Genomic DNA, 22,438 nt, shown 5'->3' with positions numbered 1-22,438 from the left:
ACATGATGTATTGTACACTCATAGCATAATTTTACCCTTAACTAGTTGTTTTTTTACTACAATTCACTTGGTTTATCTAATGATTTTACTATTCCCGTCTATCTGACAAGCATGCCTATAAAAATTGGTTTTAGACATTACAATAAAAGAAGCGGGTTGCTTTTCCTACAACAATGTATTTTAAATCCATTAGAGGAAAATGCAGGCTTCTTCTTAAGAATCCTATAGGGTTTTGCTGTCTATAAAATACCATGAAGAACTATGAAACACAATAGAGAAGCGCTATTGTAGAAACGAGAAAATGCACCCCCTATCTAAGTAGAGGATGCTTCGTTGTTTATTTCACACCGATGGCATCGGTTTCAGCTGAAAACTGTCCGATTTTTTTGTATTTTTCATAGCGTTCTTCAACTAATTGCTCTTTTGTTAATTTTGTTAATTCTTGTAAAGAGCTACGAATCGCTACTTCCATATAAGCTGCTTGTTCATCAATATTACGATGAGCTCCACCTTTGACTTCTTCCACAACCTCATCCACAATGCCTAGTTCTTTTAAATCTGGTGCCGTAATTTTCATTGTTTCTGCTGCTTGCTTAGCAAGCGTTGCATCTTTCCACAGTAAGGCAGCAGCACCTTCTGGAGAGATAACAGAGTACGTGGAGTTTTCAAGCATATGAAGATGGTTCCCTACACCAAGTCCTAATGCTCCTCCACTTCCTCCTTCTCCAATAACAATACAAACGATAGGTACAGTTAAGCCAGCCATTTCAAAAAGGTTTTTTGCGATGGCTTCACTTTGTCCTCTTTCTTCCGCTGCTTTTCCTGGGTAAGCGCCTTTTGTATCAATAAAGCAAATAATTGGTCTGTTAAACTTTTCAGCCTGCTTCATTAAACGTAATGCTTTACGATATCCCTCAGGATGTGGCATTCCAAAATTGCGACGAATATTCTCTTTCGTATCTTTACCACGCTGATGACCAATAACCGTGACAGGTACACCTTGGAACTTAGCAATTCCTCCTACGATGGCTTCATCATCACCATAATAACGGTCACCATGACACTCTAAAAAATTAGTAAACAGCCTTGAAATATAGTCTAGCGTAGTTGGTCGTTCAGGATGACGCGCAATCTGCACACGATTCCATGGGCTTAAGTGGTTATAAATATCTTTTTCTACTTTTTCCAAGCGCTTTTCTAGCTTTTCAATCTCTGTTGATAAATCAACATCGGTGTTTGTTGCAAATTCCTTTAACTCTGCAATTTTATTACGCAATTCCACGATTGGACGTTCGAATTCTAATTCACTTACCACTGTACGTCACCTCCTACATGAATGTCTAAAATATTCGTGAGCGTTTCTTTTAAATTGTGACGCGCCACAACCGCATCTAATTGACCGTGCTTTAATAAAAATTCTGCAGTTTGGAAATCCTCCGGTAGCTCTTCTCGAATAGTTTGCTCAATAATTCTTCGACCTGCAAAACCAATTAAAGCACCCGGCTCTGCTAGATTATAATCTCCTAACGAAGCAAAACTAGCGGATACGCCTCCCGTTGTAGGGTGCGTCATGATGGAAATAATGAGTCCACCTTTATCACTATACATTTTTAACGCTGAGCTTGTCTTAGCCATTTGCATTAAACTTAAGATACCTTCTTGCATCCTAGCTCCACCTGATGCTGTAAAAATAAGAAACGGTACGCCTAAATCCTTTGCTTTTTCGATAGCTCTTGTAATTTTTTCACCTACAACAGAGCCCATGCTTCCCATTCTAAAATGTGAATCCATAACGGCAACGACTACTTTTAAACCATCAATGTCTCCTTCACCCGTTACAATAGCTTCACTAAGGCCCGTTTTTTCACGGTCTTTCTCCAACTTTTCAACATAATCGGGAAATTCTAAAGGGTTTTGAGAGCGCATTGTACGATCATATTCAATAAACGTACCTTCATCAATTAAGCTACTAATTCTTTCTTTAGCAGTCATTTGGTGATGATGTCCGCAGTTTAAGCACACTTTTAGATTTTTATTAAGCTCTTTGGTGTACATAATTTTTTTACATTTTTTACACTTCGTCATAATTCCTTCCGGTACATCTTGTTTTAGGTGTTCTGATGGAACTGAAGCATACTTTTTCTTCTTTGTATTCTTTGCATTTTTTGTATTTTTAGTAAATAAATCTCTTAACAAAGTGTAACCTCCTTTTGATCCTTTTATCTAAAAGAACCTGTCTTCGTATCCTTTGCTTATCATGCAATAAGCATCAGTCTGAAACCAATAGAGCGTCTATCACCTATTATTTCAAAATAGGTTACACAATCGGTGCAAACAGACCATGAGACCATGAAGTATGAATCCACTCATAATTCCTTCATTTTGTGTACTAATTGATATTTACTTTACAAGAAAAGTTGTACATTTTGTGTAGAAACATGCAACGTGCTATTCGACATTTTGTGAAGCATCACAAGGATGATACCATCCTTTATGAATCGCAAAAACGTCATGCTCGTTTCCTTGTTTAATAGCATGAATTAATAACGCAATTTGGGCTTGATTTTGCGTCATTGTTGACTGTTGAAATGTATAGTAAAAGTTACTAACAATTAGCCAAATGCGATGTAACAATCGATTATGTTGAAGGCGAAATAACTGCTCAAATAGCTGTTTAATTGTTAAGGTTTGATGATCTAGCTGATCAACAAGGCTTTCATTATTCTGTAGTATAGATTCTAAGCATGCTCTTTCTAACATATATTTCGTTTCAATTAAGTCTTCTTTTGGTTTGCTATCATGCAAGAGAAACGTTGCTAAAATCTCGATAAGCTGATGATCGCCTACTTCTTTAATAAACGTGCCTTCCCCCCGCCGTGTTTCAATAAGGCCTAGCAACTCCAATGCTCGAAGCGCTTCACGCACAGAAGAGCGACCCGCATTTAGTCGCTCTGCCAACTCTCGCTCTGACGGAATTTTATCTCCTGTTTGCAGCTGATTAGACTGCATCAATTGCCGAATTTGCTTTAAGATTTCTACATAAACTTTTGACCGTTCATTCATCAACCTATTTTTTCACTCACCTTATCCACTTAGTATCCAAACAGAATTTTTCGCTGTATCACTTTATTCAATGATAGCCAAACGCTGCGTTTTTAATGCAATTTCATTTGGATCAACCTGTAACCTCGCAACACCTGTTTCCATCGCTGCTTTCGCCACAGCAGCTGCTACTGCTGGTGCAACTCTAGTATCGAATGGTGCGGGAATAACATAATCTTCATGTAAATCGTCTGATGAAATAAGGCTTGCAATTGCTTCTACCGCAGCAATTTTCATCTGTTCATTGATATGAGTAGCCCGTACATCTAGGGCACCACGGAATATACCAGGAAACGCCAGCACGTTATTCACTTGGTTAGGAAAATCCGATCTCCCTGTCCCAATTACCCTTACACCCGCACTCTTTGCTTCGTCGGGCATAATTTCAGGCATTGGATTAGCCATTGCAAAAACAATTGGATCCTCATTCATCTTTTGAATCATCTCTTTTGTCAGAGCCCCTTCGACAGATACACCAATAAAAACATCCGCTCCAGAAAGCGCATCTTCTAAGGTCCCAGTTACTTTTTGACGATTGGTATAAGCAGCTACCTCGTCTTTTACCTGATTCATCCCAAACGATCTACCTTCATAAACTGGACCTTTTGAGTCACACATAATAATGTCGCGCACGCCATAGCGATGCAATAATTTAATGATGGCAATCCCTGCGGCTCCAGCACCGTTGACTACTACCTTCACTTCTGACATTTTTTTATTTGCTAGTTTTAATGCATTTACCAAGCCAGCTACCGTTACAATTGCAGTTCCGTGCTGATCATCATGAAAAATAGGAATATTGGTTTCTTTCTTTAAGCGTTCCTCAATTTCAAAACAATTTGGTGCCGCAATATCCTCTAGGTTTACTCCACCGAATGTTGGTTCTAATAGCTTTACTGTCTCTACGATTTGGTCAATATCTGTGGTCTTTAAACAGATAGGAAACGCATCTACTCCGGCAAAGCTTTTAAATAATACTGCTTTACCTTCCATTACAGGTAAAGCTGCTTCTGGACCGATATTTCCTAACCCTAAAACCGCAGTTCCATCAGATACCACTGCAACCATATTTCCTTTCATTGTATACTCATACACATTATTCACATCATCGTAAATTTCTTTACAAGGCTCAGCTACCCCCGGTGAATAAGCTAGGCTTAAATCCTGAGCATTTCGAACAGGGATTTTTGACTTAGATTCTAACTTCCCTTTATTAATACGGTGCATATGCAGTGCTTCTTCACGTAAAGACATGAGCTCACTCCTCATTCGATATAAGTATACATATAGCTATTAATTAGAAACGATGCAGTTAAGCAATAAGCGCTCATTTTCATTGCATCTGAGTAAATGTAAAATTAAGTAACAGTGGTCAGACCACTTTTTTTTTTTAACTTCTTTACAATATAACATCATCTACAATCTGTAAAGACTATAGCGTTTTTACAGCCACATTTTCATCTCCAAGTAACGCTTTAAATTGTGTAATAACATCCCCCTCTAGTGAGATAAAGTAGTCGGACGTTAAGCGTAATAATCGCTTCTCTGACTCATAGTACACCAGAACTGGTACATTTCCTTTAGCGCTATGAATTTTTTTATAAATATCACGAATGACTTCATCACTTTGGGCTGATGGCTTTACACGTAAATATACTTCTTGCTTCGGCAGCTCTTCTTCAGCTTCCTTCGCTAAATAAATTTCTTGTGCAACAATTTGTCGCTTATTGGTTCGAATATCGACTTTACCTTTAATCAATACGACTTCTCCAACGTTTAACAACTGCTTGTATTTCTCGTAGCTTCGTGGAAACACTACTGCATCGGCATCGTCTGTTTCATCACTAATTGCAAGGAAGGCCATTTGCTCACCTTGTTTGGTACGAATGATGCGCTCATTTGAGATAAGTCCAATAATTGAAACTTGTGCTCCATTTTTACACTTCGCAATATCGCAAAGAGGGATTGTAAAATGAGCTTCCATTAACCTTTCATATTGAGAAGCCGGATGATTAGATAAATAAAAGCCTACTGCTTCTTTTTCACGTTCCAAAATTTCTTGCTCGCTGAATTCGTCTACTATTATGTACTTTGGCTTTAGCGAAAAACCCATGCCAAAATCATCTTGTGGATCAACCAGCTGGGCATGTTCGAAAGCTACGTCTATCGTTTCAATAAGCGTGGCACGATTTTCACCAAACTCATCGAAACAACCGGCATTAATCAGCGTTTCAAGGATTTTTTTATTAACAATTTTTGTCGATACGCGCATACAAAAATCAAATAGGTCTTCAAACGGCTTATTCTTTCTCTCATTGAGAATTTCTTGAACCACTGTTCCGCCAACATATTTAATTGCTCCTAAACTAAAACGAATCTGTTGCTTTTCTACATTGAAAGCATACGCACTTTGATTGATAGATGGAGGCAAAAGAGCAATCTTTCTTTTCCTCATTTCTTGAATGTATTGCTCACTTTTTGATTGATTTCCAATCGCACTGGTTAATAAAACCGCAAAGAACTGAAGGGGATAATGTGCTTTTAAATAGGCTAAATAGTAAGTAATAAAGCTATATGCAACGGCATGGCTCCTGTTAAATCCGTAGTTAGCAAACTTAACAATTAAGTCGTAGACTTGTTCTGAGACTTCTTCACCATATCCCTGTCGTTTACTACCTTCGATAAAATGCTTTCGCTCTTTTTGGAGCGTCGCACTCTCTTTTTTACTGACCGCTCGCCTTAAAAGGTCAGCTTCCCCTAATGAAAATCCGGCCATTTTCGAAGCGATTTGCATAATTTGCTCTTGATAAACAATGACTCCATACGTGGTTTGTAAAATTGGTTTTAGAACATCATGAACATACGTAACTTTTTCTAAACCATGCTTTCTTTTAATATAGGTTGGAATATGCTCCATCGGTCCAGGACGATACAAAGCATTGACCGCCACTATATCTTCTAGTTCTGTTGGTTGTAACTCTTTTAATACTTTGCGCATGCCGTCTGATTCTAACTGAAATATTCCAGTTGTATCACCACTTGCTAAAAGCTGAAACGTCTTAGCATCTTGCATAGGAATATCTGGTAGCTTTTGCCTTTCTCCTGTATCTCGCTCCACTTTTGCAAGAATATAATCAATTAACGTTAAATTACGGAGACCTAGAAAATCCATTTTAAGTAAGCCTATATCCTGCAGTGCTTCCATTGGGTACTGAGTGAGGTACACATTATGCTGACCCTCTTGAATAGGCGTATACGATGTAAGCGGCTCGCCACTAATAACAACGCCTGCAGCGTGAGTTGACGTATGTCTTGGAAGCCCTTCTACTTGCATTGCTAATTGCAAAAGTTTTTGTCTAATAGGCATAGCTTGAATATACTCACGTAAAGGCTTAGACTGTGCAACTGCTTGTTGTAACGTGACCCCAGGTTTAGATGGTAGTAATTTAGAAACAACAGAAAGATCTTCCTTATCCATTCCTATAACTTTTCCCACATCGCGAATGGCCGCCTTAGTCGCTAGAGTGCCGAAAGTAATAATTTGAGCAACATGAATCTGACCGTATTTTCCAGCTACATATTGAATGACTTGGTCACGTTTATTATCTGGAAAATCAATATCAATATCAGGCATTGAAATGCGTTCAGGGTTTAGGAACCGTTCGAACAACAAGTCATGCTTAATTGGATCAACATTGGTAATTTCTAAAACATAAGCAACTAAAGAACCTGCTGCTGAACCACGCCCCGGCCCTGTAATAATTCCATTTTTGTGCGCATACTGCATAAAATCCCATACAATTAGAAAGTAGTTGCTAAACTTCATCTGTTGAATGACACTAAGTTCATAGTCTAATCGTGCTGCATATTCAGGGGTGACTGTACTTAAACGCTTTTTCAAGCCTTCTTCGCACAGTTTTTGTAAATAGCTATCCGCCGTATCCTGACTGTTGGGGATTGGATAGGATGGAATCATCATTTTACCGAGTGAGAGCTCAAGGTTGCACCGGTCAGCTATACGATTTGTTTCGTATAAAGTGGAAAGAACGTCTGTATAGAGGCTTTCCATTTGAGACTGTGATTTAAAATAATATTCTTTGCTGTTCCTATCTTCCTCTATCATATCTTGAAGCATATCACCTTCACCTATAGCCTTTAGGCATTCATAGGCTTCATAATCTTCTTGAACCAGGTATTTTACGTCATTGGAAGCCAGTAACTTCACATTCAATTCTTCTGCTAATTTACAAAGTTCCTCATTCAAAACTTGCTCGTGATCTCCGTGTCGCTGAAGAGACAAATAAAAATTTTCTTCTCCATATACATGTTTAAAAAATGCAATAGTTTGTTTTGCTTCATCCAGCTTATTATCCAAAATAAGCGATTCAATTTCTCCAGATAGCCCAGGCGTAAAAGCGATTACGCCTTCTTTATAATGCGGTAACCACTTTTTTTTCACGCCGTTCTTTTCTTTTGTTTGAACAAGGCTGCTCAACTTTACTAAATTTTCATATCCCTTCTCATTCTGAGCGAGTAAAACAAGCGGATAAGAAAACGCTTCATCTTCTTGCTTTAGCACATATAAAGTCAAACCGATGATTGGCTTAATGCCAGCTTTTTTGCACTCTTTATAAAAAGGGATAGCTCCGTACATCACATTTTCATCCGTCAGAGCAACAGCTTTATAATCCAATGCTTTTGCACGTTCGACCAGCTGCTTAATTCGAATCGTGCTATTTAAAATGCTATATGCACTTTTTAGTTGTAGATGAACAAAAGGCACGAGTCTTCCCACCTTCTTTTTATGTATTTATGTCCATTATAAATTTTGTTGTTCTTCCATACAAATTACATAACTTGTTTTGTTTGTCCATATATATGAATTACAGCAGAAAAGATAGAAAATGTGCAAAAGGAGGGAGAAGATGAAAGAGCCCTTTATGTCATTGTTTATTTGGAGCTACTTCACTTCATTAGGTATTATTCTTGGCGGTGCTTTAATTGGTTCGTTTGCAGGGTTTTTAATTGGTAAATCTCCATTTCACATCATGTATACATTAAGTAACAGCTTAAAAATTTGGGCGATTGTAGGAGCTATTGGAGGCACGTTTGATACATTCTATAGTTTTGAACGTGGCTTGTTTGAAGGTGCTACTAAAGATGTCGTAAAACAAATCTTGCTAATACTCTCAGCAATGGGTGGGGCTCAAACAGGGGCACTAATTATTAAATGGTTGACACAAGAGAGCTTAGGTTTATGAGGGTCCCAAACAAGCGTCTATATAAGCGGTCAGACTTAGAACGCTTTTTCGCTGGATTAGTTATCGGTGCCATTATTAGCTGGGGCGTTTTTTTAATTATTTATGGTGAACTACAGCATGAACAAACAAAGTCATTAGTGCAGCTGGAACAGAAGCTAGAAAGAGCAGAAAAAAACAGTTTAATTTGGCAAGAAGATGTACGAGAATTAAATAAAAAGATGAAAAAAAACATTTTGATTCAAGAGGTGAAAGTAAACTTAACAAATACGAAGCAATATAAATTAGGTTCCCTCACTTCTTACCACCTTCAAGCTAGCGTTGAAGAAGAAGCACTACATTTAATTGCTCAAGACATTGAGAGTGCGTATGACGCACGAAACGTATTAAAAAAAGCGATTGAAAATAAAAAATATGAATTCGATAAAATGATTTACGAAGTCGAAGTGCACCAAGTTTATTTCTACACCACCTTATCAATTGAAATTCGGATAAAGAAAGTAGAGAAAGTCATGTAAAACAGGCGTACTAGGAGAATGTACGCCTGTTTTAACATTTACTGAAATAGCGCTTCTAAATCTTGAAGCAGTGGCTCAACCTCATCCCAAGAATAAATGGAAGCACCAGCTGCAAGTGGATGACCTCCTCCTTTATACTTACGGGCAATCGTGTTGATAACCGGACCTTTTGATCTTAATCTTACTCGAATTTGATCTTCTTCTTCCACAAAGAATACCCATACCTTCATGCCTTCAATATGCCCTAATGAACTAACTAACTGCGATGCATCTGCTGGCGTTACGCTGTATTTCTCAAGAATTTCTTTTGGTATTTTCATATACCCAACCCCTGAGTCTGATAGAGAGAAATTTTGAAGCACATACCCATGTAAATGCGCCACGTTTGCTTTCGTTTTATACATCTCATCATAAACATCCTTAAATTCAAAATCATATTGAATTAAGTCGCTTGCGTAGCGGAACGTCTTAGGCTTTGTGCTTGGAAATAAAAAGCGACCTGTATCTCCCACAATTCCGCTGAAAATTAACTCAGCACCGCGGTCATTTAATGTAAGCCCGTCTTCTTTACCATGAAGGAAAAATTCATAGATCATTTCGCTTGTTGAACACGCTTCTGTATCCACCCATAGTAAATCTCCGTACTGGTCTTCATTCGGATGATGATCAATTTTAATTAGCATTTTCCCTTTTGCATATCGCTGATCACAGACTCGTTCCTGATTGGCTGTATCACATACAATAACAAGTGCATCTTCATACACTTCATCAGCAACATCATCCATTCGATATAAAAACTTAAGAGATTCTGCTTCTTTTCCTGTTACATAAATCTTCTTTTCAGGAAAAGATGTTTTTAACAGCTCCGCTAACCCACATTGAGAACCATACGCGTCAGGATCTGGCCTTACATGACGGTGAATAATAATTGTATCGAAACCTTTAATTGCATTTAAAATTTGTGTTTTCATCTAGCAGCACTCCTATCGGTAAATTAGCAAACTATTTATGTACCAAACCTAATAGCTAGTTCTATTAAATCATAGATAGCTAGAAGTTTAAAAGCAGAATTAATTAATACTAGAATTTTCTGGCATCTATCGATAGAATAGGAATAAGTAGTCTGTTACATACAGCTTAAAGAAAACGCATTCAGTACTATGAAGGTGAAATTGTTTAGATATCTTACAACCAATAAATAATTATTTTCAAAAGGAGCTGAATGAATTAATGCCTATTCTCGCCATTTTAATCGTCATTTCATTTGTCTTTTATTTCTATTTAAAAGTCAAATATGTCCGCTCCAAACGTCCTATTGAACGCAAATGGATCTCTGCAAAATCCAGTATTTCACTTGGAGCTTTTGTACTTTTCTTTGGAATTAATCAATGGTTTATTTATGCAACTACAACATCCCTCATTATCGGTATCATCTTTGCTTTATTTGGTCTCGGAAGTATTATTACAGGTATTCGCGCATACAGATATTACCTTCCTCTTGCTACGAAAGAAGCTCAAACGTCTTTATAAAAAGAGTTTGGGACATAACAAAATGATTGCTTCTAAGAGACGAACAATAGCTGTTCCAATCTTTTTGGTTTGTCTCAACTCGTTCGTTCCATTGCGCTACGGCCACTCGCTTTCCGCGGGGAGGAACCTGAGCTTCCTCGCTGCGTTGCGGGATCTCAGTTTTCCCTCTCTTTCCCGCAGGAGTCGAGTGTCCTACGCTCCATTCCACCCTGTTTCCAACATTGTTTTCACAATCAACCAAAAAACCTGAACGATTAAAAGTGAGAAACTCTCAATCGTTCAGGTTTATCATTGGCTGAATTACTTATGTCCCAGCCTCTTTATACACGTTCTAAAAGCTGCGCCATTAGCATTGCTTTACCAACAACGACGCCCTCATTATATACTTCAACATCTACCTTTCCAAACTTTCGACCCAACTCCAATACTTTCGGTCGAATTTCAACAATGCTGTCAATTTGTACAGGTTTAATGAAATAGATCGTAATATTCTCAATAACTAAGTCACCTTTTTTGAATGAACGAAGCGCTCGGTTTGCTGCTTCCGTTACAATTGTCGTAAATACGCCGTACGAAATAGTTCCCATATAGTTTGTCATTTGCGGCGTTACTTCACAGCGATAAAAAGGTTCAGCTTTTGTATCTTTTACATCGATGAATTGATTGGTCACAATATCGTCAATTGTTTCGCCAACCTGAGGTTGCCTTTGAATCATCTGAAGTGCTTTTAAGACATCCTGTCGACTGATAATTCCTTCTAAATGGTGAGAGTCATCAACAACGGGAAGAACTTCAATACCTTCCCAAACCATCATATGAGCAGAAGATGCCACCGACGTTTTACCATGGACCGTCATTGGATTTTTCGTCATTACCTTCTCGATCGAGGTTTGGGCATCATAACCAATTACATCTTTAGAAGTCACCATTCCGTGGACTTTCATCTGATCATCCACTACAGGAAAACGGCTATGATGCGTTTTTGTGTTAAGGTTATGCCACGTAGCAATTGTATCATTAAGCTTTAGGCTAACAGCTTCTTCAGCAGGCGTTAAGATATCTTCCACCAGTACAATTTCCTTTTTGATCAATTGATCGTAAATGGCACGGTTAATCATGGTTGCAACGGTAAATGTATCATAACTTGTAGAAATGATAGGAAGTTTTAAGTCATCTGCGAGCTTCTTCACCCAATCTTCCGTATCAAATCCTCCTGTAATTAAAACAGCTGCTCCTGCTTCTAAAGCCAATTCATGTGCATTTACTCGGTTTCCAACAATTAAAAGGTTTCCTGCTTCTGTGTATCTCATCATGGCATCTAGCTTCATTGCACCAATAACAAATTTATTAAGCGTTTTATATAACCCTTCTCTTCCACCCAGCACTTGTCCATCTACAATGTTTACAACTTCGGCAAAAGTAAGCTTTTCAATATTTTCTTTTTTCTTTCGCTCGATTCGAATGGTCCCAACACGCTCTATTGTAGAAACGTATCCTTTATTTTCTGCATCTTTAATAGCTCGATAAGCAGTACCTTCGCTTACCGTCAGTTCTTTTGCAATCTGCCTAACTGATATTTTTTCACCAATTGGTAACGAGTCAATATAGTGTAAAATCTGTTCATGTTTTGTCGCCAAATGTACTTCACCCTTCTAAAGCGCCGGACGTACTCGGTGCTTTACTCTTTTCTTTTTATTATAAAGGTGGGAAGAGCTGGATTCAATCTCATCCTCTTTGACGAATTGGCTTACGAAGCTTTTGTTGCAAAAGCTTTTTTTGTTCTTCTTTTTTCGCATATAAAAGTGATGACACATTGCCACCTACAACTAGAAGTGCTAACCCTAACCACGTAAGGCTAAAAATCCCTTGAAGGCTCTCTGTGCTTATGACAATATAAGGCTTTGCATAATAAAGCATAAGACCACACAACAACAAATATAAAATTGCTTTATTTCGCTTTAACACACTACATTCCCCCTTTTTTATTTACATAGTATGCTTGTACACACAAAAAAAGACGATGCGCGCTAAATTTGCATCGTCTTGCTATTTCTATTACAAATCCAAACCTTCTCCAGGCTGTAAGACTTTCCCTTCAATTCCTTTTAAGGATTGGACGAACTCATGAGGATCTTGTTTAATAACAGGGAACGTATCGTAATGGATTGGAACAACTAATTTGGCATTTATCCATGAAGCTGCAATTGCCGCATCTTCAGGACCCATTGTAAAGTTATCTCCAATCGGCAAAAATGCTACATCTGGATGGTAATCGCTTAACAATTTCATGTCAGAATAAAGCGCCGTATCACCCGCATGATAAATGGTTTTTCCTTCAATTGTTAGCAGCAACCCTGCTGGCATGCCCGTGTAAACAATTTGCTTGCTTTCTTCTTCCGTATAGCTTGATCCATGAAAAGCTTGTGTGAGTTTAACTTTACCAAAATCAAACGTATAAGCTCCTCCAATGCTCATGGGATGAACATTTAAACCTTTCCATCCTAAATATGTAGCGAGCTCAGCAATAGCAATAACCTGCGCATTTGTTCGTTTTGCAATGGCTACTGTATCTCCTACGTGATCGTTATGACCGTGCGTTAGTAAGATATAGTCTGCTTGTACATCCTCTGCATTTAAATCAGTTTTTCCATTTCCTGTAATAAACGGATCAATTAAAATTGTCTTCCCTTGCGTTTCAATTTTCACAACAGAGTGTCCGTGATAAGAAATATGCACAATAACCTCTCCTTTATCATTATCACTAATTAACTAGTTCGTACCCTTTCTATACTAATTTAAACAAAAAGGGTACGTTCTCTTTATTATAAAGCCGTTATGCTTGCTCTAACAATGTTGTAGCATCAGAGTACGTTAATCCATGTGCATCCGCTACTGCTGCATATGTCACAAAGCCGTTTAATGTATTAATCCCTTGAAGTAACGGTGGATTTTTCAAACACGCTTTCTTGTACCCTAGGGTTGCAATTTGAAGCGCATAAGGAACAGTCACGTTCGTTAAAGCCATGGTTGACGTACGAGGAACAGCTCCAGGCATATTAGCTACCGCATAGTGCAAAACACCGTGCTTTTCATACGTTGGATTATCATGTGTTGTAATGCGGTCTGTTGTTTCAAAGATTCCACCTTGGTCAATCGCAATGTCTACGACAACTGAACCTGGAGACATTGTTTTAATCATGGAAGTGGTAACTAATTTTGGAGCTTTGGCACCTGGAATTAATACTGCTCCAATTACTAGGTCTGAGTCCTTCACAGATTCTGCAATGTTATAGTGATTTGACATTAATGTTGTAATTTCTTTGCCAAATAAGTCGTCTAATTGTCGAAGTCGCTCTGCATTTAAATCAATAATTGTTACATTTGCCCCTAGGCCAACAGCAATTTTCGCAGCGTTTGTTCCCGCAACTCCACCGCCAATAATCGTTACTTTTCCTCGTTGAACACCGGGCACACCACTTAGTAAAACTCCCTTACCACCCTTTGTTTTTTCTAGAAATTGTGCCCCAATCTGCGAGGACATCCTTCCAGCTACTTCGCTCATTGGTGTCAAAAGTGGAAGCGTACGATTCGGTAGCTGCACAGTTTCATACGCAATGCCTACTACTTTCTTTTCAATCAATGCTTTTGTTAATGCTTCTTCAGCAGCAAGGTGCAAGTACGTAAATAAAATTAATCCTTCACGAAAGTAATCGTACTCTTCTTGTAATGGTTCTTTTACTTTCATGACCATCTCTGCACTCCACGCATCGTGAGCTGTTTCAACAATGGTCGCTCCAGCTTCTACATACTGTTCATCCGTAAAGCCAGATCCCTCACCAGCACTTTTTTCAACCCATACTTCGTGACCAGCGTTTGTAAATGCCGTTACGCCAGCTGGTGTAATAGCAACGCGATTTTCATTATTCTTAATTTCTTTTGGAACACCTATTTTCACGATTGTCACTCCTTAATTTATTGTTTATTTATCATATGAATGATATGTAAAATAAGCTCCCCACCTTATGCTTATAAAGTGGGGAGTTTTTGCCTTATTTATAGTCTATCCATCTTTTTATTCATATAGTTCGTTATCACTTTTAGCTTCAACATTTTCAAATGTTGAAGCCATGTAGCCATCTCCTACTACACCACTTGAGTAAGAGTCCATTAGTTGTTGAAACGTTTGTTGTTCTCCTTCATGATCGTATTCATAAACGTGCTGAGGGTTCTTTTTTTCTTTCATTGTTAATCTCTCCTTATATAACGTGTTGTTTTATTCCCCTCTATTTTTCTTCTAACTTGTTGGAGTTATGCACGATGTAACCGTGATTATGACTCTGTACACTTTCACAAAAAATAAGCATAAAAAATGCGCACTTCAGTGAGTGCGCATTTTTTATGCATTAACTTCTTGCTTCAAATCCTCTTTAACTTTTAAGATTGCTTGTCTTACCTGATCGAAACCTGTACCACCCGCACTATTACGACGATTAACCGCAGTTTTTGGATCAAGTACGTGATAGATATCCTCTTCAAATAAATCGCTTGCCGCTTGGTAATTTTCTAACGGTAAATCCATTAGATACATACCTTGCTGAATGCACTCTAGAACAAGCTTACCTACAACTTCATGAGCCTGACGGAACGGCATCCCTTTTGAAGCAAGGTAGTCTGCTAATTCCGTTGCATTTGAAAAGTCTTTTTTAGTTGATGATTCCATGACGTCTGTTTTAACAGTCATTGTTTCAATCATTCCAGCAAAGATTGTCAAGCAACCCTCAATCGTTGTAACTGTATCAAACATACCCTCTTTGTCTTCTTGTAAATCTTTGTTGTATGTTAGAGGCGTACCTTTCAACACTGTTAACAAGCTAAAGAGATGTCCATAGACTCTTCCTGTTTTTCCACGGATTAGCTCAGCCATATCAGGGTTTTTCTTTTGTGGCATAATACTGCTTCCTGTAGCATATGTGTCATCCATTTCAATAAACTGGAATTCTTGACTCGACCATAAAATTAACTCTTCGCAGAAACGAGATAAGTGCATCATCAAAATTGAGCTATTGCTCAAAAATTCTAAAATAAAGTCGCGATCACTTACTGCATCCATACTATTTTGATAAATATCGGCAAAGCCCAACAGCTCAGCGCTATAGTAACGATCAATTGGGAACGTTGTACCAGCAAGTGCTCCTGCTCCTAGGGGAGAGATATCAATGCGTTTTAACGATTCTTCAAATCGCTCAGTATCACGCTTAAACATTGATACATACGCTAGTAAGTGATGAGCAAACGATACAGGCTGCGCTCTTTGTAGATGCGTGTAGCCAGGAAAGATTGTTTCAACATGCTGATCAGCTTTTTCAACTAACACATGCTGTAAATGCTTTGTCAGTTGGATGATTTGCTGCACATGCTTCTTTAAATATAAGTGCATATCAGTTGCAACTTGGTCATTACGGCTTCTGCCTGTATGCAGTTTTCCACCTACAGGACCAATTTCATCGATTAAGAGCTTTTCTAGATTCAAATGAATATCTTCGTACTGAGCAGAAAACATAAGCTCTTTATTTTTTGCTTTTTGAAGCAGGGTTTGTAACCCTGCTTTAATTTGATTCGCTTCTTCACTAGAAAGAATTTTGCATTTTTCTAGCATAGATACATGAGCTAAGCTACCTTCAATATCTTCTTCTACTAAATGTTGGTCGAATGAAATGGATGCCCCAAATTCATCAATCCATTGTTCAGGACGTTTCGTAAAACGTCCTCCCCATAATTTGGTCATACTGTCGTCACCTTCTTAGTATTCACCATGCTGCTAACTTTTGTTGGAAGTCCCCATAAAGAGATAAATCCTACTGCTGCGTTATGGTCAAATTCATCTTCTTTTGTGTACGTAGCAAGTTTTTCGTTATATAGAGAGTTTGGAGACTTACGGCCTTCAACAATCGCATGACCTTTAAACAGCTTTACACGTACCGTTCCGTTTACATATTGTTGCGTATCCTTTAAGAAAGCTAACAGTGAATTTGTTAAAGGTGAGAACCAAAGTCCTTCATAAATAACTTCCGTTAACTTTTTCTCAATAATTGGTTTGAAATGTGCCACTTCTTTTACAAGTGTTAGATCTTCTAATTCCTTATGCGCTTTGATAAGAGTCATCGCAGCTGGACACTCATATACTTCACGTGACTTAATTCCAACTAAACGATTTTCTACGTGGTCGATACGTCCAACTCCGTGCTTTCCAGCAATATCGTTCAGTTCAAGAATAAGCTGAGCTAACGTATAAGATTGGCCATTTAATGAAACAGGTACACCTTGAACAAATTCAATTTCAACCGTTTCAGGAGTATCCGGCGTATCTTCTAATGCAACAGTTAAGTCGTAAGCTTCTTCCGGCGGAGCAGCCCAAGGATCTTCTAGAACACCACACTCGTTACTTCTTCCCCATAAATTTTGATCAATTGAAAACGGGCTGTCTAAGTTAACTGGAATTGGAATATTATGCTGCTTCGCATATTCAATTTCTTCTTCACGAGACCATTTCCAATCACGTACCGGTGCAACAACTTCTAGATCTGGGTTTAAAGCTTTGATTGAAACTTCAAAACGAACTTGGTCATTTCCTTTTCCTGTACAACCATGAGCCACAGCTACTGCATTTTCTTTCTCTGCGACTTCAACAAGCTTCTTTGCAATTAGCGGTCTTGATAACGCAGATACTAATGGATATTTGCCTTCATATAATGTGTGAGCTTGCAGAGCAGCTAATGCATAAATATTTGCATACTCTTCTTTGGCATCAATCACGTGTGATGCTACCGCTCCAACTGTAATAGCTTTTTCTTTAATAAAGTTTAAATCTTTTCCTTCACCTACATCTAAACAACAAGCAACAACATCATAACCTTTTTCCTGTAACCATTTAATAGCAACTGAAGTATCTAAACCACCTGAATATGCAAGAACAATTTTCGGATTACTCATCAACATTTCCTCCTAATATATATAAATACATCTCAATAAATTTTTATTCATTTAATCTACTATTACTTTAACAACTTTATTTGGTTTTTTCAATACTTATTCAAAAAAAAGTATATAAATTCACAAATACTTTTCCAAAAACCTTGTTTTATACGATAAATATACTCTTATCATAAAATAAAACTGCATATATAAAGTGATAAAACACATGATTTTTCTTATTATTTCCTTTATCATAAACAGCATAAGTTCTTATTCACAAAACAAAGAGAGTATTAATGCAAAGATTTCATATGCAAGTGAGGCGTTTATTTATGCAAAATATGTTTTTATATAATAAAAGGCTGGGTATTTCTATTCCTGTACTAGCACATTCATGGAATGAATATACTCCCGCACTACAAGAAGAAATTTTAATTCAGTGGGAAGAAATTAGAGGTTTGATTCCTGATCGAATTGCAGAAATTGAAAGGAAAATTAATAACAAGCAGGCTGCTTTAGAAGAAGAAGATAATTTTCAGAAGTCTTGCCAATTAAATGAGGAAATTGCTGAATTAGCCTCTATTATTAATGATTTGTGGATTTGGTATCGTACGGACCAAGATATATCTGCCAAAACTCATTTGTAAATAAGGTCGAGACATAAGTGTTTCAGTTAACTCTCAACCGTTCGGGTTTTTTGTTGGTGCGGAAAATAAGTTTAAAAAAAGAGTGGAATGGGGCGTAAGACACGCGACTCCTGCGGGAACTAGAGGAAAGGCTGAGACCCCACAGCGCAGCGAGGAGGCTCAGATTCCTCCCCGCGGAAAGTGCGACAATGGAACGAACGTGTTTTTCCAACCTCACTTGTTTCGAAACGTCATGTCATGATTCGTCTTTGAGAAGGAATCATGTAGTTATATCCCAGCCTCGTTATTTACCTTTTCTATTAAAAGACGATATTGATAAAATCGCTTCGCATAATCTGTTACTTGCTTTGTAAATGTATAGTTCATTCCTCCACCAATTGCCATACCAAGCAAAGGAATACGACCGTATGCCTTACGCTTTAAGATGACTATAAGAAAGCTTTTAACAATCTGAACAATAGCTTTATAAACAAGCGACTCAGTTACCACCTGATCTCTACCTTCATAAAAATAAGGGTCGACACCATGTTCGATTTCCTCTGTCAATTCAAGCCACCCTGTCTTTTGCAATTCAGGTGGCAGCAAAGCCGTATGAAATACTTTTAACGTCATCATAAGTTCAAACGGTGTATGGATATTATAACCGTAGCTCATGGCTGCTTTTTGAATCGATTGTAAATTAATAAATAACAAAGCTGGAATATCTGTACCTACTAGTAGAGCTTTCCCCGTACCAGATAAAGCGCCTTGTCCCAATGCATAAAGCCTCTGTTTTGCTAGCTGTTGATCACAAATGTAAGATAGTTGATCAATTTGTAGTGATTGAAGTTCTGGTATACCTGTAATATCTGGTTGAAATACGCGTGCTGTATTAATAATCTGTTTTTCAGCTTGTATCTGAATATCCGTATTTTGAATAAAGGATGTAAAATGAAACATAAAATCATCTGTTTTCGCTAAATACTCTTGTAAAATATGCTCAGGTACAAGGCCAACTGCTTTATGTAACCATTCATCATATGTAATCTCAATCTGACTTTGATCATATTCATCCAATGTTTGTTCCCACTCCCGAATTTCGTGTAGCAACTGCTCTTCTCGATTGGTTAGACTCATGCTTTCACTCCTTCAAAGATAAGTAATAGAATTTGTTTCCATTATAACAAATGTTTAAAAAGACACCTATTTTCATAAAACAAAAAAAGCTAGCGAAAGACGCTAGCTTTTTACATGCTATTAAATATTTGCTAAGCGAACTACGTCGCGAGCAATCATTACTTCTTCATTTGTCGGAATGACAAGAACCTTTACTGGAGAGTGAGGATAGCTAATAAACGCTTCTTCTCCTTGAACACCGTTTAATGCTGGGTCCCAATATACGCCCATAAATTCTAAGCCACGAAGTACACGAGCACGTACAACATCACTGTTCTCACCGATACCTGCAGTGAAGATAATTGCATCTACACCAGACATACGAGCTGCATAAGAGCCAATGTACTTATGAATACGACCAGCAAACACTTCAAGAGCTGTTTCTGCGCGGTCGTTTCCTTCGCCACTTGCTTTAATTAAGTCACGTAAGTCACTTGAGATACCTGATATACCAAGTAAACCACTTTCTTTATTCAACACATTTAGCACTTCGTCTGCAGTTTTTCCTGTTTTCTCCATGATGAATGGAATTAACGCAGGGTCAATGTTACCAGAACGAGTTCCCATTGCTACACCAGCTAACGGCGTGAAGCCCATTGATGTATCAATTGATTTTCCACCTTCGATTGCTGCGATACTTGCACCGTTACCTAAATGACAAGAAATTAAACGTAGTTGTTCAACTGGACGACCTAATAGTTCAGCTGCACGCTCTGATACATATTTATGTGATGTACCGTGGAAACCGTATTTACGAACACCATAGTCTTCATAGTATTCATACGGTAAGCTGTATAAGAATGATTTTTCAGGCATTGTTTGATGGAATGCCGTATCGAACACTGCAACTGCCGGAATGTTTGGTAAGATTGCTTGGAATGCTTTAATACCAACAACGTTAGCTGGGTTATGAAGAGGTGCTAAATCTGATAATGCTTCAATTTCAGCTAGTGTTTTATCCGTAATTAACACAGAATCAGCAAACTTCTCTCCACCGTGAACAACGCGGTGTCCAACGCCTGTAATCTCATCGTATGACTCAATAATACCTTGAGACAATAGCTTGTCTACTAAGATTTGAACTGCTACAGAGTGGTCTGGAATTTCTCTTACTTCTGTTTGTTTTTCACCATTTACTGAAATAGTGAAAACGGCATCGTCTAAACCGATACGCTCTACTAAACCTTTTGTTAAAACTGCTTCGCTTGGCATTTCAAACAGCTGGAACTTTAAAGATGAGCTACCAGCATTAATTGCAATAATTTTTAACATATACTAAAAACAGCTCCTTTTTATATACGTGCATTATGAACTTGACGAAAAAGTACAAAACGATATTCTCTACAATATTCTATGCATTTCGACACAAATTCTATCCTTATTCATTTAATCATTCACCACTATAGATTTCAAGGGCTATGCACGATTAAAAGCGCCATCATAAAAAAATCATTATTTTCTAAAAAGATAAATTATTTATTCAATTTAAACCATTCATTCATTTGACTCATAATATTGTTCATGCCTTGCTTGTTACTAAACTTTGGTAAATTTACAAGAAGTGCGTTCTCTGGTGGAGTTACCCCCTCACCCTTTTTCTGTAAAACCAGAATGCTTTTTGCTGCTTCTTCCTGCTTAAACATCGATAACGGAAGCTGAATGATTGCTTGTACAATCGCTTCTTCTTTTAGCAACGCCTGTAGAAGATGAGATTGCTCAGAATCAAATAGATTGTTTGGAATCAGCGTGACTACATATCCACCTGGTTTAACGTGGTTTAAGCTTTTTTCAATAAATAAATGATGAGCATACGTATGCCCTTCTTCTGACTTTACTTTATATTGGGCAGCACCTTCATCATTTGGATAATAGCCTACCGGTAAATCACAAATCACAAGGTCAACAGGATCAATAAATAGCGGCTGTAAACTATCTTGATGAAATAACTCTACACCGTGCTTTTGAAGGTTTGCATTTACATAGGTTAACTGAAGCAATAAGTCGTCAATATCAACGCCATACACTTGTTCAATTGAATGTGAATGCATATTTAAAATCGTCGTAATTAAATTCCCTGCTCCTACTGCTGGATCTAGTATCGTATAGCTCTGATTCCCTTCCATAAACTTACCAACGACATAACCCATAAATAACCCTACCGCATCAGGTGTCATTTGATGATTTGGCTGAATCGCTTCTTTCATTCCTTTTAAAACTGCTAATTGATATGCTTTTCGAATTGTCTCTTGCTCAAATTGATTCAGTTTTACAGAACTATATTCTTTTTGTAACCTTTTTTTCGTTACTTCATCTAATTCATCTTGTAAGATGTCTTCTTGAAATAAATTTTCACCTGTTTCAGCAACTGCTTCTAAATATAAGCAGTTTAGCTCTTTTCGTAAAATGACTGCACTCTGGTCAATAACCTTAAACAGCTGCTCCATTTTTGATAACTCGCTCACATCTATTCCTCCTTGAACATTTCCATTTATTAATCTATTTTTCATTACAACGCTTTATATAGAACTCTAACAAAGAATTTTATTTTATCACAAATAGTTCATGCCACACAAAGAAGGCGAAAAACAATGTTTTCCGCCTTCTTTGTCTAAAACATGTGCAATTACTTAGCTGCTTTTGCTGCTTCGATTGCTGCTTCATAGTTTGGATGATCCGTAACTTCTGGTAGATACTCAACGTATGTTACTTCGTCGTTTGAGTTTACCACAAATACAGAACGAGCTAATAAACGTAGTTCTTTGATAGCTACGCCAAATGCTTCACCAAAAGATAAATCGCGGTGATCAGATACAGTTTGTACGTTTTCAATACCATTTGAACCGCACCAGCGCTTTTGTGCAAACGGCAAATCAACGCTTACTGTTAATACTTTCACATTGTCTAGCTTTGATGCTTCTTCATTGAAGCGGCGTGTTTGTGCATCACAAACACCTGTATCAATAGAAGGAACTACACTAATTAGACGCACTGAACCTTTTGTGTCATCTAACGTTACTTCTGACAAATCGTTTGCAAGAACCGTAAAATTAGGCGCTTTGTCTCCTACCTTTACTTGATTCCCTAGTAGTGTTACATCGTTACCTTTAAACTTAACTGTTGTCACGAATGATTCCTCCCCTAAATAAATATGTACATCCTTCATATTAGCGCCTATGTAAAAAGATTGCAATTAAATGCGTTTTCCCCATATAAAAAAAGCCCTCGTTTTTATAATCATGTAACGAGAGCTTGTAGC

At 37.7% G+C, this 22,438-nt stretch carries 21 protein-coding genes; 4 read left to right on the top strand and 17 right to left on the bottom strand.

The genetic code is table 11. From position 1 onward, the window contains the following. Positions 1–337 precede the first annotated feature (337 nt). From accA to dnaE, 5 genes are all read right to left on the bottom strand, one after another. Positions 338–1,315: an acetyl-CoA carboxylase carboxyl transferase subunit alpha gene (gene accA / locus A2U94_RS04575; protein ID WP_025907263.1), complete on the bottom strand. Its 978-nt coding sequence runs from the start codon at positions 1,313–1,315 to the stop codon at positions 338–340. Continuing rightward, entirely contained in the window at positions 1,309–2,196 is an 888-nt protein-coding gene (accD, locus tag A2U94_RS04570; RefSeq protein ID WP_025907266.1) for an acetyl-CoA carboxylase, carboxyltransferase subunit beta, read from the bottom strand. Before accD ends, accA begins: the two co-directional genes overlap by 7 nt. 252 nt (positions 2,197–2,448) lie before the next feature. Beyond that, positions 2,449–3,063 carry a FadR/GntR family transcriptional regulator gene (locus tag A2U94_RS04565; protein WP_025907268.1) on the bottom strand — a complete coding sequence of 205 codons (615 nt, stop codon included), beginning with the start codon at positions 3,061–3,063 and terminating at the stop codon, positions 2,449–2,451. Positions 3,064–3,126: 63 nt separating this feature from the next. Then, positions 3,127–4,356: an NADP-dependent malic enzyme gene (gene ystJ / locus A2U94_RS04560; protein ID WP_025907270.1), complete on the bottom strand. Its 1,230-nt coding sequence runs from the start codon at positions 4,354–4,356 to the stop codon at positions 3,127–3,129. Positions 4,357–4,534: 178 nt separating this feature from the next. Beyond that, on the bottom strand, positions 4,535–7,885 hold the full coding sequence (dnaE, locus tag A2U94_RS04555; protein ID WP_025907272.1) for a DNA polymerase III subunit alpha: 3,351 nt from the start codon (positions 7,883–7,885) through the stop codon (positions 4,535–4,537). A gap of 142 nt (positions 7,886–8,027) precedes the next feature. Here dnaE and ytrH point away from each other — a divergent pair, with 142 nt between their 5' ends. Together ytrH and ytrI are read left to right on the top strand one after the other, a co-directional pair. Next, on the top strand, positions 8,028–8,363 hold the full coding sequence (ytrH, locus tag A2U94_RS04550) for a sporulation membrane protein YtrH (RefSeq protein WP_025907274.1): 336 nt from the start codon (positions 8,028–8,030) through the stop codon (positions 8,361–8,363). Further along, positions 8,360–8,878: a sporulation membrane protein YtrI gene (gene ytrI / locus A2U94_RS04545; protein WP_025907276.1), complete on the top strand. Its 519-nt coding sequence runs from the start codon at positions 8,360–8,362 to the stop codon at positions 8,876–8,878. Before ytrH ends, ytrI begins: the two co-directional genes overlap by 4 nt. 38 nt (positions 8,879–8,916) lie before the next feature. Here the strand turns inward: ytrI and A2U94_RS04540 are convergent, their stop codons facing one another. Further along, positions 8,917–9,849: a DHH family phosphoesterase gene (locus A2U94_RS04540; RefSeq protein WP_025907278.1), complete on the bottom strand. Its 933-nt coding sequence runs from the start codon at positions 9,847–9,849 to the stop codon at positions 8,917–8,919. A 259-nt stretch (positions 9,850–10,108) separates the two neighbouring features. On the opposite strand from A2U94_RS04540, the gene A2U94_RS04535 reads away from it, so the two are divergent. Further along, entirely contained in the window at positions 10,109–10,408 is a 300-nt protein-coding gene (locus A2U94_RS04535) for a YtpI family protein (RefSeq protein ID WP_025907280.1), read from the top strand. 320 nt (positions 10,409–10,728) lie between these two features. Here A2U94_RS04535 and A2U94_RS04530 read toward each other — a convergent pair whose 3' ends face one another. From A2U94_RS04530 to A2U94_RS04505, 7 genes are all read right to left on the bottom strand, one after another. After that, a complete protein-coding gene (locus tag A2U94_RS04530; RefSeq protein WP_025908934.1) occupies positions 10,729–12,045 on the bottom strand; it encodes a CBS domain-containing protein in 1,317 nt (438 codons plus the stop codon). An 88-nt stretch (positions 12,046–12,133) separates the two neighbouring features. Beyond that, a complete protein-coding gene (locus A2U94_RS04525; protein ID WP_025908933.1) occupies positions 12,134–12,373 on the bottom strand; it encodes a hypothetical protein in 240 nt (79 codons plus the stop codon). 90 nt (positions 12,374–12,463) lie between these two features. Further along, positions 12,464–13,144 carry a metal-dependent hydrolase gene (locus tag A2U94_RS04520; protein WP_025908932.1) on the bottom strand — a complete coding sequence of 227 codons (681 nt, stop codon included), beginning with the start codon at positions 13,142–13,144 and terminating at the stop codon, positions 12,464–12,466. 97 nt (positions 13,145–13,241) lie between these two features. Beyond that, positions 13,242–14,363 (bottom strand): alanine dehydrogenase, encoded by a 1,122-nt coding sequence (gene ald / locus A2U94_RS04515; protein ID WP_025908931.1) that lies wholly within the window; start codon positions 14,361–14,363, stop codon positions 13,242–13,244. A gap of 117 nt (positions 14,364–14,480) precedes the next feature. After that, positions 14,481–14,651 carry a hypothetical protein gene (locus tag A2U94_RS21440; RefSeq protein ID WP_169799852.1) on the bottom strand — a complete coding sequence of 57 codons (171 nt, stop codon included), beginning with the start codon at positions 14,649–14,651 and terminating at the stop codon, positions 14,481–14,483. Between the two features lie 153 nt (positions 14,652–14,804). After that, complete coding sequence (argH, locus tag A2U94_RS04510) at positions 14,805–16,193, bottom strand: argininosuccinate lyase (protein ID WP_025908930.1); 1,389 nt, start codon at positions 16,191–16,193, stop codon at positions 14,805–14,807. After that, positions 16,190–17,398: an argininosuccinate synthase gene (locus A2U94_RS04505; protein ID WP_025908929.1), complete on the bottom strand. Its 1,209-nt coding sequence runs from the start codon at positions 17,396–17,398 to the stop codon at positions 16,190–16,192. The genes argH and A2U94_RS04505 overlap by 4 nt, the downstream gene beginning before the upstream one ends. A gap of 314 nt (positions 17,399–17,712) precedes the next feature. On the opposite strand from A2U94_RS04505, the gene A2U94_RS04500 reads away from it, so the two are divergent. Further along, positions 17,713–18,027 carry a hypothetical protein gene (locus A2U94_RS04500; RefSeq protein ID WP_025908928.1) on the top strand — a complete coding sequence of 105 codons (315 nt, stop codon included), beginning with the start codon at positions 17,713–17,715 and terminating at the stop codon, positions 18,025–18,027. 267 nt (positions 18,028–18,294) lie between these two features. On the opposite strand, the gene A2U94_RS04495 is transcribed toward A2U94_RS04500, so the two are convergent. The 4 genes from A2U94_RS04495 to tpx form a co-directional block, all read right to left on the bottom strand. Further along, entirely contained in the window at positions 18,295–19,143 is an 849-nt protein-coding gene (locus A2U94_RS04495) for an EcsC family protein (RefSeq protein WP_025908927.1), read from the bottom strand. A 120-nt stretch (positions 19,144–19,263) separates the two neighbouring features. After that, entirely contained in the window at positions 19,264–20,454 is a 1,191-nt protein-coding gene (locus A2U94_RS04490; RefSeq protein ID WP_062687308.1) for an acetate kinase, read from the bottom strand. Between the two features lie 200 nt (positions 20,455–20,654). After that, positions 20,655–21,644: a class I SAM-dependent methyltransferase gene (locus tag A2U94_RS04485; RefSeq protein WP_082636417.1), complete on the bottom strand. Its 990-nt coding sequence runs from the start codon at positions 21,642–21,644 to the stop codon at positions 20,655–20,657. Between the two features lie 161 nt (positions 21,645–21,805). Further along, positions 21,806–22,306 (bottom strand): thiol peroxidase, encoded by a 501-nt coding sequence (gene tpx / locus A2U94_RS04480; protein ID WP_061785770.1) that lies wholly within the window; start codon positions 22,304–22,306, stop codon positions 21,806–21,808. Positions 22,307–22,438 lie beyond the last annotated feature (132 nt).

Source organism: Bacillus sp. VT 712 (genome assembly GCF_001614195.1).
Classification (GTDB): domain Bacteria; phylum Bacillota; class Bacilli; order Bacillales; family Bacillaceae_H; genus Priestia; species Priestia flexa.
Note: the sequence above shows the minus strand (reverse complement) of the source record. Positions and strands in the feature narration are given on the sequence as shown.